Source organism: Cyclobacterium xiamenense (assembly GCF_009467825.1).
GTDB lineage: Bacteria > Bacteroidota > Bacteroidia > Cytophagales > Cyclobacteriaceae > Cyclobacterium > Cyclobacterium xiamenense.
Genome location: NZ_WIOK01000008.1, coordinates 107411 through 122786, shown reverse-complemented (window position 1 = coordinate 122786; position 15376 = coordinate 107411). Strand labels below are relative to the sequence as shown.

At 50.4% G+C, this 15376-nt stretch carries 15 protein-coding genes; 7 read left to right on the top strand and 8 right to left on the bottom strand.

Annotated features, from left to right (window positions below):
* Positions 1-129: 129 nt before the first annotated feature.
* From ald to GCU44_RS08100, 3 genes are all read left to right on the top strand, one after another.
* On the top strand, positions 130-1251 hold the full coding sequence (gene ald, locus GCU44_RS08110) for an alanine dehydrogenase (RefSeq protein WP_092174192.1): 1122 nt from the start codon (positions 130-132) through the stop codon (positions 1249-1251).
* Between the two features lie 131 nt (positions 1252-1382).
* Entirely contained in the window at positions 1383-2732 is a 1350-nt protein-coding gene (gene hemN, locus GCU44_RS08105) for an oxygen-independent coproporphyrinogen III oxidase (RefSeq protein WP_154855824.1), read from the top strand.
* A gap of 35 nt (positions 2733-2767) precedes the next feature.
* Complete coding sequence (locus tag GCU44_RS08100; protein WP_092174883.1) at positions 2768-3586, top strand: Cof-type HAD-IIB family hydrolase; 819 nt, start codon at positions 2768-2770, stop codon at positions 3584-3586.
* Here GCU44_RS08100 and GCU44_RS08095 read toward each other — a convergent pair.
* From GCU44_RS08095 to GCU44_RS08060, 8 genes are all read right to left on the bottom strand, one after another.
* Positions 3583-4266, bottom strand: coding sequence for a DUF2461 domain-containing protein (locus GCU44_RS08095; protein WP_154855822.1), 684 nt, complete (start codon positions 4264-4266; stop codon positions 3583-3585). The two genes, GCU44_RS08100 and GCU44_RS08095, sit on opposite strands and share 4 nt — an antisense overlap.
* 166 nt (positions 4267-4432) lie before the next feature.
* Entirely contained in the window at positions 4433-5152 is a 720-nt protein-coding gene (locus GCU44_RS08090; RefSeq protein WP_161993914.1) for an SIMPL domain-containing protein, read from the bottom strand.
* Between the two features lie 86 nt (positions 5153-5238).
* Positions 5239-5859, bottom strand: coding sequence for an alpha/beta hydrolase (locus GCU44_RS08085; protein WP_154855818.1), 621 nt, complete (start codon positions 5857-5859; stop codon positions 5239-5241).
* Complete coding sequence (locus GCU44_RS08080; protein WP_154855816.1) at positions 5847-6806, bottom strand: ring-cleaving dioxygenase; 960 nt, start codon at positions 6804-6806, stop codon at positions 5847-5849. The genes GCU44_RS08085 and GCU44_RS08080 overlap by 13 nt, the downstream gene beginning before the upstream one ends.
* Positions 6807-6856: 50 nt before the next feature.
* Positions 6857-7384 carry a YceI family protein gene (locus tag GCU44_RS08075; protein ID WP_092174174.1) on the bottom strand — a complete coding sequence of 176 codons (528 nt, stop codon included), beginning with the start codon at positions 7382-7384 and terminating at the stop codon, positions 6857-6859.
* Between the two features lie 81 nt (positions 7385-7465).
* A complete protein-coding gene (locus tag GCU44_RS08070; RefSeq protein ID WP_092174171.1) occupies positions 7466-7915 on the bottom strand; it encodes a MarR family winged helix-turn-helix transcriptional regulator in 450 nt (149 codons plus the stop codon).
* A gap of 114 nt (positions 7916-8029) precedes the next feature.
* Entirely contained in the window at positions 8030-10546 is a 2517-nt protein-coding gene (locus GCU44_RS08065) for an ABC transporter permease (protein ID WP_154855814.1), read from the bottom strand.
* Complete coding sequence (locus GCU44_RS08060; RefSeq protein WP_092174166.1) at positions 10539-11216, bottom strand: ABC transporter ATP-binding protein; 678 nt, start codon at positions 11214-11216, stop codon at positions 10539-10541. Before GCU44_RS08060 ends, GCU44_RS08065 begins: the two co-directional genes overlap by 8 nt.
* Positions 11217-11320: 104 nt before the next feature.
* Here GCU44_RS08060 and GCU44_RS08055 point away from each other — a divergent pair, with 104 nt between their 5' ends.
* From GCU44_RS08055 to GCU44_RS08040, 4 genes are all read left to right on the top strand, one after another.
* Positions 11321-11995, top strand: coding sequence for an arylesterase (locus tag GCU44_RS08055; protein ID WP_154855812.1), 675 nt, complete (start codon positions 11321-11323; stop codon positions 11993-11995).
* Between the two features lie 122 nt (positions 11996-12117).
* Complete coding sequence (locus tag GCU44_RS08050) at positions 12118-13857, top strand: GMC oxidoreductase (protein ID WP_092174159.1); 1740 nt, start codon at positions 12118-12120, stop codon at positions 13855-13857.
* A 3-nt stretch (positions 13858-13860) separates the two neighbouring features.
* Complete coding sequence (locus GCU44_RS08045) at positions 13861-14577, top strand: gluconate 2-dehydrogenase subunit 3 family protein (protein WP_092174156.1); 717 nt, start codon at positions 13861-13863, stop codon at positions 14575-14577.
* 99 nt (positions 14578-14676) lie between these two features.
* Complete coding sequence (locus GCU44_RS08040) at positions 14677-15366, top strand: 3-keto-disaccharide hydrolase (protein WP_154855810.1); 690 nt, start codon at positions 14677-14679, stop codon at positions 15364-15366.
* Positions 15367-15376: the final 10 nt, after the last annotated feature.

Below are 15376 nucleotides of genomic sequence, written 5' to 3'. Positions count from 1 at the left end.
CTAAAGCCAGAGAAAAGCCGGATGATTTCGGCCCATTGAAAATTTCCGGGCAATTTTTTCCCCAGACGCTACACTTAGGCAAACAGGCTGTTTATATTTGTCTCAGACTTTAACCTAACATCTTAGATTATGCGCATTGCCGTCCCCAAAGAAATCAAAAACAACGAAAACCGGGTAGCCCTTACCCCTGCAGGAGCCAAGGAGTTTGTCAAAGAAGGACACGAAGTTTTTGTACAGCAGACTGCCGGAGAGGGCAGTGGATTTAGCGATGAGGCGTACCAGCTAAGCGGAGCGAAAATCTTACCTACCATCGAATCCACCTACGAAGCGGGCGATATGATCCTGAAAGTTAAAGAACCCATCGGGCCGGAATACGCACTCATCAGGGAAAACCAACTCCTTTTTACCTATTTTCACTTTGCTTCCAACGAACCACTTACCCGTGCCATGATTCGCAGCAAGGCGGTATGCCTGGCTTACGAGACGGTGGAGAAACCCGATAGAAGCCTGCCACTTTTGGTACCCATGTCGGAAGTAGCCGGACGGATGGCCGCACAAAAAGGCGCCAATTACCTGGAAAAACCCTTAGGAGGAAGGGGTATCTTGCTTGGTGGCGTGCCGGGAACCCTACCTGCAAAGGTCCTTATTTTGGGTGGAGGCGTGGTAGGAACTCAGGCAGCCTGGATGGCAGCGGGACTGGGGGCAGATGTGATCATTATGGATGTATCCCTACCCCGCATGCGCTACCTCTCAGATGTCATGCCAAAAAATGTCAAAACCATGATGTCCAACGAATACAATATCCGCAAACTGATCGGATCGACTGACTTAATTATCGGTGCGGTTTTGATTCCCGGAGCCAAGGCACCACACCTTATCACACGGGACATGCTTCAGGAAATGCTTCCCGGGACCGTGATGGTAGACGTGGCAGTTGACCAGGGAGGCTGTATCGAAACCTGTGAGCCTACCACTCACGAAAACCCTACCTATACCATCGATGGTGTACTGCATTACTGCGTAGCAAACATGCCGGGAGCCGTTCCCTATACCTCCACCCTGGCTCTGACCAACGCTACACTTCCCTACGCGCTGGCCCTGGCAAAAAACGGCTGGCAAGACGCCTGTTTGCACTATCCGGAGCTCAGGTCCGGACTCAACATTATCAAAGGAGATGTGGTGTACCAGGCAGTGGCCGAAACCTTCGACTTACCCTATGTGCCCGTTAGTTATTACCTCAATCAGCATTAATCCGGCAGTTAAACGGTAACGGCTCCTTTCAAAAACCTGATTAGTATCAGGTTTTTGAACCGTGTCGGTCATGTTTTTTGATCCCTGGCTTCCCGTACTTTGTTTGCTCAAACAAGCAGCATACGACGATTATGGAGAAGATGTCCCTGATTCAAAAATACAACGTACCGGCCCCCAGGTATACTTCGTATCCTGCAGTTCCGCATTGGAATAATTTCCTAGATCCGATGCGCTGGAAGACGCTCTTTCAACAAGCGTATTCGGAGTTTGGGGAGAAAGAAGGCATGACCTTGTACATACACCTACCTTTTTGCGAAAGCTTATGTACCTACTGCGGCTGCAACAAGCGAATTACACAAAACCACAAGGTGGAACTGCCGTACATTTCTTCCCTTATGAAAGAGTGGAACATGTACCTGGATTGGCTGGATCAAAAACCCAAATTAGCTGGCATCCACCTAGGCGGTGGCACGCCTACTTTCTTTGCTCCGGAAACCCTGAACATTCTTTTGAAGCATCTAGGAAGTACCTCCACCCTCGTAGAAAATCCTTCCTTCAGCTTTGAGGGGCACCCAAACAATACAACGGAAGCACATTTGGAAACCCTGGCACGCCATGGGTTTACACGGGTCAGTTTTGGCATACAGGATTTCGATCCACAGGTGCAGCAAACGATTCACCGGATACAACCTTTCGAAAAAGTAAAGCAGGTAACGGAGAGTAGCCGGCGACTGGGGTACACCTCGGTCAATTTTGACCTGATCTACGGGCTGCCCCACCAAACGCTGGACACACTGAAAGATACCTTCGCAAAGGTACAGGAATTACTGCCGGAGCGAATTGCCTTTTACAGTTACGCACATCTGCCTTCGGCTTTTCCTGCCCAAAAATCGTTTGAAGCTTTCCTACCAAAAGAAGATGAAAAGCGGGCCCTTTACGAGCAGGGAAAAACCTGGCTGGAGGAAATGGGCTACGAAGAAATTGGTATGGATCATTTTGCGCTGCCCGGAGACCCGCTGTTGCAGGCAAAAAAGGACAAAACCCTCCACCGCAACTTCATGGGGTACACTACCTCCCCGTCGAGAATTCTGCTGGGCCTGGGATGCAGCGCAATCAGCGATATTTACCATGCGTACGGCCAAAACGAAAAATCCGTCGAAGCATACAAAAAAAACATCCTTATGGGCGAATTGCCGCTTATCAAGGGGCACGTCCAAACGGAAGAAAACCTAAAAGTCAAGGCCATCATCCTGCAGCTTATTTGCAATCGCTGCGCTTCGTGGACCAATATGGATGAACTCCCGGATGGGCTGCTTGAAAAACTCCTGGATTTTGAAACGGATGGGCTGATCGCGTTTGATCAACAGGGAATGCATATTCTGGACGAAGGAAAACCGTTTGTCCGAAACATTTGCATGGCATTTGACCCCTACATGAGTTTGGACAAAAAATCTGCTACTGCCTTTAGTAAAGCTATTTGATTGCCTATCTTCGCTTTTTCAAAAAACCCTTTTTAATGCCCATAAAAGCGATTTGTACAGACATCGACGGCACCTTGCTGGATCGAAACCGGGAACTCTCCCCGAGAACCCGCAAAGCTTTTGCCAGCTTGCCTCCTGAATTTCCGGTCATTTTGGCTTCTTCCAGGATGCCTTCTGCCATGATTCATTTGCTGAAAGACCTGCGCCGGGAAAACAATCCCCTCATTTGTTACAACGGTGGTTTCGTACTCCCGGCCTACTCCTCCTCCCAACCACTGCCCATTCGTTCGGTTTGGATACCGGTGGAGGTTTGCCAGCAAATCGCCCAGCTCAGCGAATCCACCAACATCCACCTGAGTCTGTATTCGGAAAATTCCTGGTACGCGCCCAAAATGGACGCCTGGACAGCAAAAGAAGAGCATGCCACCAAAGTCAAAGCTACCTTGCTTGAAAACAGCGCCGTCTTGTCACACTGGAAACAGAACCGATCCGGCGCACATAAAGTGATGTGCATGGGTCCGGCCAAGGAAATACAGGCACTGTACGAGGAACTGGACGAACGCTTATCCTCGGTGCTGCACCTGTACCGTTCCAAGGATACCTATCTCGAAATTGCCCCCAAACCCATTTCGAAGGCCACCGGGCTGCGGGAAGTACTGTCAAAGCTGGACATTAAAATGGAAGAGGTCATCGCCTTTGGCGACAACTACAACGATATCGAGCTGCTATCTTCTGTAGGTCTGGGAATAGCCGTGGAAAATGCAGTCCGGGAAGTAAAAGCGGTAGCTCGGGAGATTACCGCCAGTAACACCGCAGATGGCGTAGCCAGGGCCATCGAAAAACACCTGCTTTAAATCAAATAGCCCTCGTCGTCGGAAGTTGCTACCGCGCGATCTAAAAAATCCATAAATGGGCGCATGCATGCAAAAGCTTCCAGCGCCAGAGAGACGTGCCGGCCGGAATCAATCGCTTCATCATCCAGCGGCTTGGATACAATAAAACTTTTATACCGCAGGTAGTGAATGTAGGGATGCTCTTTTGGGTAGTCTTTCGGGGAGGTCTTCAATTGTTCTCCCTGCATGTCGCCAAAATATCCGAAAAACGTGGGTTCTTTTACAATGGCTTCAAAATCCTGCCCGGAATAGTCAATTTCCTGCCGTATCTTTTTCAGGATATCGGGTTCAGGCATCCAAATACCTCCTGCTAGAAAACTTTTACCGGGCTCCAAATGCAGGTAATACCCCGGCCCTTCAGATTTCTTCCCACCTATAGCAAAATAGGCCGACATATTGGTTTTGTACGGCAGCTTATTGGGGGAAAAACGAATGTCCCGATTTTGACGAAAGAGGCAGTCCTTGGGGCGTAAGCTGGCAAATTCAGGCTGATTGGCACTTAACCCAGCCAAAATCACCGCTGCATCGGCTTCCAATACCTGTTTCGCCCGAAGAAAGCGCTTCCGGTTGGCATCCATCCACTCTTTGGAATTGTTCGCCGACAATTCCCGAAGAAAATTCATTAGTATATGCGCATTCATACTGGTAAAACCGCGTCCTGTACCAAATGTTATAACCTGGTCGAAAGGTACGCAGGCCTGCGTACTTATGGAGAAAATATATTCCTTTTTTTTGCTAATGGGTTACCCGGAGAGCGATGCACCGACAATACCGTCTCAACTGCCAATTTACTGACATCGCTCCGGCCTATCGGGGAGCTTTTTGCGCAAAGGTATAAATGATATGCACCCGTTCAGACAGGGTTTGTTCCCCCGGTTGTAGCGTAGGAGGCACGGCTGCATCCGCGGCCTCCATCCGCATCCCCTTGGCCCGGTAGACTACCGGATCAAAAGATTGACCACCCTGATAGCTGACCCGATGCACAACGATCTCATTGATGTCAAGCGCTGTGGCGATCGCCTCTCCTTTCACGCGCGCATCCGCAATGGCCAGTTTTACCAGTTCCTCACCGTAACGTTTCTTTTTTTCAGCGGATAGCTGATAGGCGATCTGAAACTCCAGATCGGTGGATCCATGCAATACCTGAACGATCGAAAGTAACTTTTCGCCCGTATCCCGAACAAGAATTTTTAGGGTTTGACTGGCTACGTAGCCACTATCCCTGGAACTCCCCTTAACGTAGACCCGATTCACGTTTACGTAGTAGTTTTCGGCGGTCAATTCGTAGCCCCTCAACCCGGAATTTTCCAGTGCAGCTGTCACTTCTTCTGCCTTTTTATTTAATTCAGCGGTCGCCTTAGCGGTTTCCATGGCGGTTGCACGTAACATGACGGTCAGTAGGGCCTGATCCGGCATTACCTGAATCTCACTCTGCCCCTCGACGGAGATCTGGGGCAACTCCTGGGAAATCGCCTGAAATAAAGGGCCAACCAGGGCAAGCGCAAAAAACAAAAGGAAAGTTTTCATACAGGCTGCAGTTTTTAAGTAACGATCACCTCCCTTTGTACGAGTAGGGGTGCAGGAATGTTCCGTCAAAACCCGGGCCATACCGCTCACGTATGCTCCCGAAAAACAAATTCTTTCCCAGCGACTATCTCCTCCTCACGAATGGTATGCAAGGCGTCATCGAATCCGAGAACCTTCACCACGGCCCCCATCTGGGATAGGCGTTCACCAGACAACCGAATACGGTTCATGGGCACGTGAATATCCCGTTCACTCGCACCGATAAAAATAGTCGTACCGGCCAGATCCCCCTGGTATTTTTCCTCCGGAAGGTATTTGCCAATCAAGCCTCCCGTGAATGCGCAAACACCACCATAAAACCGGGGATACCGTGCCACGTACTCCAATGCAAGACAAGCCCCCTGAGAAAAACCGATAAAGTAAATGCTGGAGGAAGGCTGGCCCTCAGCCTGCACGGAAGCGACCAGGGCATGGATCCCTTCCAGGGATTGCTGCAAAAACGGTTCGTTATCCGACTCGTCTACCATGAACCCATACGGATACCAGGTATTGCCCGGAGCCTGGGGAATCAGAAAGGCAAATTCCGGGAGATCCAAGGCTGCCAAGAGCGGTTTCATACCGGAAGCGGTTCCGCCCCTTCCATGCAAAACAATGGCGATACCCCTTGCACGGCTGCGGTCAGTGCCGGTCTGTATCAGTTGGTCCATGGTTCTTGATAGTTTACCCGAATGGGCTTCAATTTGCTTTCAATCTGCTCGCGCTGTGGGGCCACCCAGTCCGGCAACATCAGCCGTGTTCCCAGGGATTCCAAAGGTTCGTCTGTTGCAAAACCGGGGGAGTCGGTCGCTACCTCGAATAGCAGGCCGCCCGGCTCGCGGAAATAAATGGACTTAAAATAACTTCGGTCTTTCACTTCGGTGACGGGCACCCCCTGATTCTGCAAATGGCGCTGTATTTCCACTTGCTGGTCCATGGTAGCCGTCCGAAAGGCGATGTGATGGACAGAACCGGCGCTCTGTATGAACTGATCCGGAGGGTCCTGCACCACCAGGTCGATTGCCTCGCCAGGCTTTCCCTCAATTCCATAGCGGAAACGTTTTCCGGGCAGCGCTTGCTCAAACCGGTAATTCAACACCTGCGTCAATAACGCAGCAGTGGGCTCTGGATCGCGGAGGTTTAGCGTTGCTCCAGCGATTCCGCGAATGGCATGCTCCTCAGGAACGCTCGCGCCCGCCCAGCCGGTTCGCGCATCCTGCGTCACTGCCAGCAGCTCGATCCCCATCCCATCCGGATCGGTGAAACGTATCACTTCCTCTCCAAAACGCTGCAACGTATCCGAGACCGGAATCCCAAACCCCTTCAATCGCTTTCGCCAAAACGAAATGGATTCCTGGGGGATGGAAAGTGCCGTAAAGGTTAATTCGCCCATCCCTCGTTTACCCTTTGTCGCTCCACTGAATGGAAAAAAGGTGAGGATCGTACCCGGGCTTCCTCTTTCGTCTCCAAAATAAAAATGGTACACATCCGGCGAATCAAAATTGATGGTCTTCTTCACCAACCTCAATCCCAGCACGCGGGTGTAAAAATCTACATTCCGCTGCGGGTCCGAGGCGATTGCGGTGATGTGGTGGATGCCAGATATCGGCTGAATCATGACTTATGGGTTTTATTCCGGACTCCCGAATACCGGGAGTCCGGATTGGATTATTGTTTGACCAGCTGAATGCTGGCAAAGATTTTAACTTCGTCTCCAACGACGACGCTGCCCGCTTCCGTAACCGCCGACCAGGTCAGTCCGAAGGCTTTTCTGGAGAGTTTGCCTTCTAGCTCAAAGCCGGCCTTTGTCTGCCCGTAGGGATCCTGAGCGATGCCTCCAATGTCCGCTTTCAGCGAGATGGGATGCGTGGTACCCCGAATGGTCAGGTCACCGTTGACGACCCATTCCCCCTCCTTTTTTTCCAGCTTTCCCTTGCTGAAAGTGAGCTCCGGATGGTTTGCGGCGTCAAAAAAGTCGGCTGACTTCAAATGGGCGTCCCGGTCCTTTTGGTTGGTATCAATGCTGTCTACGGCTGCCGAAAAGGCAATGCTAGTATTGGAGAAATCATCCGAATCGCTCTCTGCTTCTCCTTTGAATTCACGAAAATAACCGGTAACGGTAGAAATAACAAGGTGCTTTACCTTGAACGCTACTTCCGAATGGGTGGGATCGATGATCCATTTTGCTTTACTCATCTTTTTAAAATTTAGTATTTGTTGGAATTGATTTATATATTAATACATTAAATGTATATACATTTATTTAGGTAAATTTTTTTACCCACGCAATTTGTCTAGAAGTTCGTTGAGTGTTTCTACTTCTGCTTCTGTCAAGTGAAGGGTGTCTTTATTGAATTTTTTTACTTCTTCTTCCAACTCCTTCAAAACGGCCAGCCCTTTTTCTGTGATGGTGATATCTACCTGTCGCCGATCTTCGGCACATTCTGTCCGGTTCACCATACCTTTTACCTTTAACTTCTCCACCAGTCGGGAAGCATTACTCATTTTGTTAAGCATCCGGTCTTGTATAGACGATACCGTGATCGGGCTGGGGTGCTGTCCCCGTAAGATGCGGAGCACATTGTATTGCTCGGGAGATAAGTCAAAGGGCTTAAAAATTTTGCTCTGTCGGGTGACCAGGTAACTGTGGGTATACAGCAGGTTGACCACCGCTTTGTTGTAAACATCTTTGAATGGCTTTTGCCTAATCTCCTCTTCAATTTTCATTTAATTTCGATTGTATTTAATGTATAGACATTAATAGTAATCAAAAAGTTCAGGATGCAGCGCTTTTTTTCCAATTTTTTCTTTACCCCTCAACGTAGCGGTTGAAAACCACCCTTAGGTTCGCAGGATATCCATGGTTTTTGCTTTTAAAATACTGGTGCTATTGATCCAGCCCAAAATCACCGTAAGGAGGGTGATCAGGAAAAAAACCAGGGCTAAGGGGCCCCATTCCATGCGAAAGGATATCTCAAATACGTACCGGGTTAGCAGAAAAGCCGCCAGTACCGATAGCAGGATACCACCCCCGGCAGCCAACCCTCCGAGGAACAAGTATTCCAGCGCGTTAATTTTTAGTAACGTATTGCGGCTGGCGCCGATGGTACGCAGCAGGATATTTTCCCGAATCCGTTGAAATTTGCTAATCAACAGCGAACTAATCAGCACCAACACACCCGTGAGTATACTAAACAAGGCCATGAATTGGATGACAAAGCTAATTTTTCCTAGAATATCCTCAAGGGTTTCTACGATCATGCTGAGGTTTACGACCGAAACATTGGGGAATTGACGCACGATGAGATTTTGCAGGTCTGCGGATTCCTGATCGTTTTTGGTACGGGTGATCAACACGTGAAACTTGGGGGCATTGTCCAGTACCCTGTCCGGGAAAACCACAAGGAAATTCGTTGATACCCGCCGAAAATTCACTTTCCGAAAGCTCCCCACATAGGTAGTAAGCGGCCTTCCCTGCACGTTGAATACCACCTCATCCCCCAGGGAAACATTGTTTCTCTCGGCGTAGCCTTCTTCCATGGAAACAAAAATGCTGTCGCTTTTTCCGAATGGCACCAACTTTCCAGCGGTCAACTCTTCCGTGGCGATCAGGGTATCGCGGTAAGTGACCCGAAATTCCCGGTTGTACATCGAATTGGACCGTCGTTCTTCTTCCTCCAGTTCCTCATTGTCTTGTTTGGTGAGACCGTTAACCTCTGCTACCCCCATGGTCACGATAGGGACATGTTGCAGCACGGGCAGCCCTTCCGCCTCCAGTACCGCTTTCATGCTGTCTACCTGATGGGTTTGTATGTCAAAGAACAGCATGTTTGGCTGATCTTCCTTATCCGCAAAGCGCACCTCATCGAGTAGCTGATCCTGAATAAAAAAGAGCGTACCGATCATGGCCGTTCCCAGGCCAATGGTCGCCAGCAGAGAAACGGTTTGGTTATTGGGTCGGTACAGGTTGGACAAGGCCTGTCGGACGGGGTAGTTCAGGGAGATGGGTAAAAATTTCCGAATGGCCTTCATAATCCCTACGGCCAATAGCCACAAGGATCCAAAGGCAAACACCACAAATCCCGTAAACCAAAACGTTTGGTCCCACTCTTCCAGCAGGTAATAGCTGAATCCCAGAATAAACAACAAGATAGCCAACAGCACCATCCAGCGAAGCGGATCTTTTCCAAAACCGGCGGCAGGATCGTCTGGTCGCAGCGTCATCATGGGAGAAACCTTCCGGACTTTCAGCAGTGGGATCAAGGCAAACAACACCGATATCAACACCCCGGTAATGGTACCCATCGCCACCGCTCTCCAGGAAACCTGCACCGTTACTTCCACTGGGAGGAAGTCACTAAAGACAAGTGGCAGCAAAAACTGCAAAAAAGCGCCGGCGGTTGCACCCAGGAGGGAACCAAAGAGTCCCATGATAAAAATCTGCACCAGGTATACAAATACGATTTCCTTTGCGCGTACGCCCAGGCAGCGCAATACCGCGACCGAGGGTAATTTTTCCTTTACGAAGACATTGATGGCGCTCCCCACTCCCACGCATCCCAGGAGGACGGCGATAAATGCCACCAATACCAGGAAGTTTGACAGGTTTTGAAACGACCTTCCCGTGGACTCCTTTTGGGACTGCACCGTTTCGAGCCTGACTTTATCCTCTTCCCAGGATTCTTTTTTTTCGGTAATCAGAGCTTCCAGGTCAAATTCTTCCGGAAATTGGAAATAATGCACGTAATTGACGCGGCTGCCGTACTGTACCAGGCCCGAGGCTTCCAATTGGTCCATGGGAATGTAGACAGCAGGTGCCACGGTGGCGGTAATGCCGTTTTGCCCGGGAACCTTTTGCAAGGCGCCAACGATTTCCAGGGTAACATTGCCCACTTTAATGCGGTCCCCCACGCTGGCTCCGAACTGGGCCAGGAGGGTTTTTTCAACCAAGGCGCGTTTCCCTCCCTTTCGGAATTCCCCGTCACCTGCAGCAGGTAGGGTTTCCAGACTTCCATAAAACGGAAAATCTCCCTCCAGGGCACGCACCTGGGTTAGCCTGCTTTCGCCTACTTTGGGAAAATAGACCATGGAGGCAAAATTCACCTCCAGGGCCCGCCTTGCGGCCCGGTCTTCAAGGTCGGGAAACTCAATGGGCTGGTTCTTTTCCAGGGACAAATCTGCTCCAAGCAATTCCTTGGCTTGCTCGTCAATGTCTTTACTAAGGTTATCACCAAAGGAGGTCACGGCTACCAACGCGGCGATCCCGGTCACAATAGCGGATACAAAAAGAATGAGCCTTCCTCCCGTTTTTCGCAGGTCTCTTTTGGCCATCAACAGGGACCATTTCCAATCAACCATTGAGCGCCTCCTGTAATTTACCACCTTTAATATGAATGGACTGATGGGTCCGGGCGGCCAATTCCAAATCGTGAGTAACCAAAATCAAGGTGGTCCCTTCTTCCTCGTTCAGTTTAAAAATCAAATTTTCCACCATTTCTCCCGTTTCGGTATCCAGGTTGCCGGTCGGTTCGTCAGCAAACAGAATCTTCGGTTCGTTGGCAAAGGCCCGGGCGATGGAAACCCGTTGTTGCTCGCCCCCTGAAAGCTGGTTGGGATAATGCGTAACCCGGTCTTCCAGGCCGACTTTTCGCAACAGTTCCAGGGCTTTTTCCCGGGCATCTTTCCGTTTCTTTAATTCCAGTGGAACCATGACGTTTTCCAGGGCTGTAAGGGTCTGTAGGAGTTGAAAATTCTGGAAAATAAATCCCACCAATTGGTTCCGTACGCCCGCGCGTTGGTCTTCAGTCAGGGTTTCCAATGCCTGCCCGTCCAAAACTACGGATCCAGAACTGGCCACATCCAATCCTGCGCAGAGTCCCAGAAGGGTGGTTTTTCCGCTTCCGGAGGGGCCCACGATCGAAAGGGTTTCCCCCAATGCCACTTCAAAATTCACCTCGTCCAATACGGTAAGCTCCCGGTTGCCACTTCGGTAATTTTTCGTCAGATTTTCAACTTTCAATACATTCATACACTTCAAATAAAAATACTTATCCCCTGTTAACAAAAACAATAGTGAATTAAGTTTAGTAATTTTGATAAATGAACGCTAATTTCTTGTCAAATTTACTATTCATGAAACGTATCCATCGATTAATTCTGATTGTACTGCCGGTATTCCTGGTGCTTTCCTGTAGTCAAAAACAACCGGAGAAACAAGAGACCGAAAATACCGAAGCCAGCCAGCAGGCAGAAACCGCTGTAAAAACGATTTTATTTTTTGGAAATAGCCTTACTGCGGGGTACGGGATTGACGAAGAAGATGCCTTTCCTGCCTTGATCCAGGATCGGATCGATAGTCTTGGGATGGATTACCGCGTCATCAATGCCGGATTAAGCGGCGAGACCACGGCGAGCGGATTGAGTCGTCTGGATTGGTTTCTGGAGGAGCAGCCCGACCTGTTTATCCTCGAACTGGGTGGAAACGACGGCCTGCGGGGGATATCGCTGGAAGAAACCCGAAAAAACCTGAGGGGCATTATTTCACAGGTACGCGAAAAATACCCCGAGACCCAAATTGTACTGGCCGGCATGCAAATCCCGCCGAACATGGGTACCGAGTACGCTGCAGATTTCCGGAGTATGTACGCCCAAATCGCGGCAGAGACCGGGGTAGCACTGATTCCATTTCTCCTGGAAGGTGTAGCCGGGGACCCCGAATTAAATTTACCGGATGGCATACATCCCACGGAGGAGGGGCACCTGCTCGTAGCGGAAACCGTTTGGCAATACCTGCAACCCTTGCTGTAGACGGGCGTTGCCGAATAGCCCGATTTCGGATCCTCCGGTATTCCGGGTCAGAACGACAATTCGTTTTTTATTTTAAGAAAATTATCTTACTTTTTGAAAAATTTTAATCAAAGAACAAGTTTATGAGTACACATATCCAAACTGCCGGGGATGCCTACGATGTAGTGATCGTGGGATCGGGAGCAGGAGGTGGCATGGCGTCAAAAATCCTGGCCGAAGCCGGGTTAAAAGTAGCAGTAGTCGAGGCAGGTGCAGATTTTGACCCGGCCAAAGAGGAACACCGGACACAGCTTCGTCCTCCTTGGGAATCCCCACGCAGGGGTGCCGGAACCGTTCGGCCCTTTGGCGATTTTGATGCCGCCATTGGTGGCTGGGACATCGAAGGAGAGCCCTACACCCGGGGCGACGACAGTGAGTTTGATTGGTTTCGGTCCCGAATGCTGGGCGGCAGGACCAACCATTGGGGGCGAATTTCCCTTCGTTTTGGTCCCTTGGATTTCAAACGAAAAGACCTGGACGGGATGGGTGATAATTGGCCGATAGGCTACGAAGACGTCGCACCCTACTACGACAAGGTAGATCAGCTGATAGGCGTATTTGGCTCCAAGGAGGGGATTCGCAACGAGCCGGACGGTTTTTTCCTTCCCCCACCGAAGCCGCGTTTGCACGAATTGCATATCAAAAAAGGAGCCGATAAGGTTGGGATTCCCGTGATTCCATCCAGGTTGTCCATCTTGACCCGACCTGTAACTAACGACCGGGGCACCTGCTTTTTCTGTAGCCAATGCAACCGGGCCTGTCAGGTGTATGCAGATTTCTCTTCCGGTACCTGTCTGGTAAAACCTGCCATGAAAAAAGGGCAAGTGGATCTGTTTACCATGGCCATGGTGCGCAAGGTGGTTACCAATGATCGGGGCGAAGCCACCGGCGTACGGTACATCAGCAAGCTGGACATGCAGGAATATACCCTCAATGCCCGGGTGGTGGTGCTCGGTGCCTCTGCCTGCGAATCCGCCCGAATCATGCTCAATTCCAAATCCCAGACCCATCCCAATGGATTGGGAAACAGCTCGGGACAAGTCGGGCACTACCTGCACGATTCTACCGGGGCCGACCGCATGGGCATTCTGCCAGACATGATGGACCGGGAGCGGTACAACGAGGACGGAGTCGGCGGCATGCACGTTTACACACCCTGGTGGCTCAACGAAAAAAACCTGGATTTTGCCCGAGGCTACCACATTGAGTACTGGGGTGGGATGGGTATGCCTTCCTACGGCTTTGGCGGTGGGATGGATACCATGCGCAAGTACGTGAAAGACGAATTTGGCAACCCGAGTCCGAATGGTGGATACGGTGAGGGCTTGAAAAAAGACATTCGCCGATTTTATGGCAGCACCGTGGGCATGTCGGGAAGAGGCGAAAGCATCCCGCAGTACAGCAACTACTGTGAAATCGACAACCAGGTGGTCGACAAATACGGGATTCCTGTTTTGAAATTTCACTACAAGTGGACCGATCAGGAGCTCAAGCAAGCCAGGCACATGCACGATACCTTTGAGGAAATACTGGGCAGCATGGGGGCCATTATTCTGGGATCCAAGCCGGGAGCCGAGCAACAGTACGGTTTGCACAAGCCCGGGAGGATCATTCACGAAGTGGGAACCACCCGTATGGGTGACAACCCGGAGACTTCCGTACTCAATAAGTTCTCCCAGGCGCACGATTGCAAAAATCTATTTGTGGTCGATGGCGGACCATTTGTCTCACAAGCCGATAAAAACCCCACCTGGACCATACTGGCACTTTCCTGGAGAACCTCCGAATACATCATCGATCAATTAGCAAAGCAAAACATCTAAGCCATGAACAGAAGAGAAAATTTAAAGCTGTTATTCACGGGGTCCCTGGCTTCGGGCTTCCTTTTTACGGGCTGTGGTCCCGAGGCACCCGAATCCACGGAAATTCCACACAATCCTACTATCGGTGAATTTGGGAGTTATGGCCGTACCCCAGAGGAAATTCTTCACAACGAAACCCTCAAGTCTCAAACTTTTTTTACCGAAGAAGAACGAAAAAAACTGGATATACTGGTAGACATCATTATTCCCGCAGACGATACTTCGGGCAGTGCTACGCAGGCCGGTGTCCCGGATTTCATTGAGTTCATGATGAAAGACATCCCTACGTACCAAACCCCCATGCGGGGAGGGCTGTTGTGGCTGGATCACCTTTCCGACGAAATGTTTGGTGCAAAATTTCTCGAAATCAGCGAAGCACAACGCATTCAGGTCATTGACGAGATTGCCTGGCCAGACAAAGCCAAACCTGAAAACGAAGGTGGCGTTCGGTTTTTCAACATGCTCCGCAACCTGACTGCGACCGGTTTTTTTACCAGCGAAGAGGGGTTTAAAGACCTGGGCTACGTAGGAAACCGTCCCAATGCCTGGGATGGAGTACCGGAAGCCGTTTTGGCCAAGCACGGTCTCCAAAACGATCCCAAGTACAAGGACGTTTACCTGGATATCTCCACCCGAGGCACCATTGCCCAATGGGACGATGAGGGCAACCTGATCGGGTAAGACCCGAAGGTCTTTTCTTCTTTTCATCCAAGCGCCGGAAGTAGGGGATTGCCTTGCTTCCGGCCCTATTCTATCCACCAACAGGAACCCATGATGCCGATGAAGCCTTTTTTTTACTTACCCATGCTTGCAGCCTTTTTGCTCGTCTTTGCTGCGAAGGGGCAACACGTACCCTTATTTAACGGAAAAGACCTGAGTGGCTGGCATGCCGATGTCCCCGAAAAAGATAAGAATCCGGACCTGGGACCTTCTTTTTTGGTTCGAGACGGCATGCTCGTGAGCCTGGGAACCCCTCAGGGGCATCTGATCAGTGATGCGATCCATGAAAACTACCGTATTACCGCCGAGTACCGTTTCCCGGGAGAGACGGGCAATTGCGGCATATTGGTCCACGCCTCTGCACCCCGGTCGCTGTACGGGATGTTTCCCAAATCCATCGAAGTCCAAATGATGCACGAAAATGCTGGCGATTTCTGGTGCATCGTGGAAGACATTGAGGTGGACAACATGGTAGCGCGAAGGGGACCGAAAAAAGATTGGGGCATTACCGAGGGAAAAAACCGACGCATTCTGAACCTAACCGACGGCTCGGAAAACCCTCCGGGGGCCTGGAATGAAATGGTCATCGAATGCTTTGAAGATCGGGTGCGCGTATGGGTAAACGGCGACCTCGTCAACGACGGCTACAATGCTACCGCCAGCAGCGGGCAAATTGCGGTACAGGCAGAGGGAGCCGAAGTCGAATTTCGGAAATTAATCCTTGAAAAAATTACCGGCCTTTCCGAATGAACCGGCCGGA

What these genes read in the sequence shown, in the direction of transcription:
- ald (WP_092174192.1), top strand. Translation starts at nt 130, where the DNA reads ATGCGCATTGCCGTCCCCAAAGAAATCAAAAACAACGAAAACCGGGTA.
- hemN (WP_154855824.1), top strand. Translation starts at nt 1,383, where the DNA reads ATGGAGAAGATGTCCCTGATTCAAAAATACAACGTACCGGCCCCCAGG.
- GCU44_RS08100 (WP_092174883.1), top strand. Translation starts at nt 2,768, where the DNA reads ATGCCCATAAAAGCGATTTGTACAGACATCGACGGCACCTTGCTGGAT.
- GCU44_RS08095 (WP_154855822.1), bottom strand. Translation starts at nt 4,266, where the DNA reads ATGAATGCGCATATACTAATGAATTTTCTTCGGGAATTGTCGGCGAAC.
- GCU44_RS08090 (WP_161993914.1), bottom strand. Translation starts at nt 5,152, where the DNA reads ATGAAAACTTTCCTTTTGTTTTTTGCGCTTGCCCTGGTTGGCCCTTTA.
- GCU44_RS08085 (WP_154855818.1), bottom strand. Translation starts at nt 5,859, where the DNA reads ATGGACCAACTGATACAGACCGGCACTGACCGCAGCCGTGCAAGGGGT.
- GCU44_RS08080 (WP_154855816.1), bottom strand. Translation starts at nt 6,806, where the DNA reads ATGATTCAGCCGATATCTGGCATCCACCACATCACCGCAATCGCCTCG.
- GCU44_RS08075 (WP_092174174.1), bottom strand. Translation starts at nt 7,384, where the DNA reads ATGAGTAAAGCAAAATGGATCATCGATCCCACCCATTCGGAAGTAGCG.
- GCU44_RS08070 (WP_092174171.1), bottom strand. Translation starts at nt 7,915, where the DNA reads ATGAAAATTGAAGAGGAGATTAGGCAAAAGCCATTCAAAGATGTTTAC.
- GCU44_RS08065 (WP_154855814.1), bottom strand. Translation starts at nt 10,546, where the DNA reads ATGGTTGATTGGAAATGGTCCCTGTTGATGGCCAAAAGAGACCTGCGA.
- GCU44_RS08060 (WP_092174166.1), bottom strand. Translation starts at nt 11,216, where the DNA reads ATGAATGTATTGAAAGTTGAAAATCTGACGAAAAATTACCGAAGTGGC.
- GCU44_RS08055 (WP_154855812.1), top strand. Translation starts at nt 11,321, where the DNA reads ATGAAACGTATCCATCGATTAATTCTGATTGTACTGCCGGTATTCCTG.
- GCU44_RS08050 (WP_092174159.1), top strand. Translation starts at nt 12,118, where the DNA reads ATGAGTACACATATCCAAACTGCCGGGGATGCCTACGATGTAGTGATC.
- GCU44_RS08045 (WP_092174156.1), top strand. Translation starts at nt 13,861, where the DNA reads ATGAACAGAAGAGAAAATTTAAAGCTGTTATTCACGGGGTCCCTGGCT.
- GCU44_RS08040 (WP_154855810.1), top strand. Translation starts at nt 14,677, where the DNA reads ATGAAGCCTTTTTTTTACTTACCCATGCTTGCAGCCTTTTTGCTCGTC.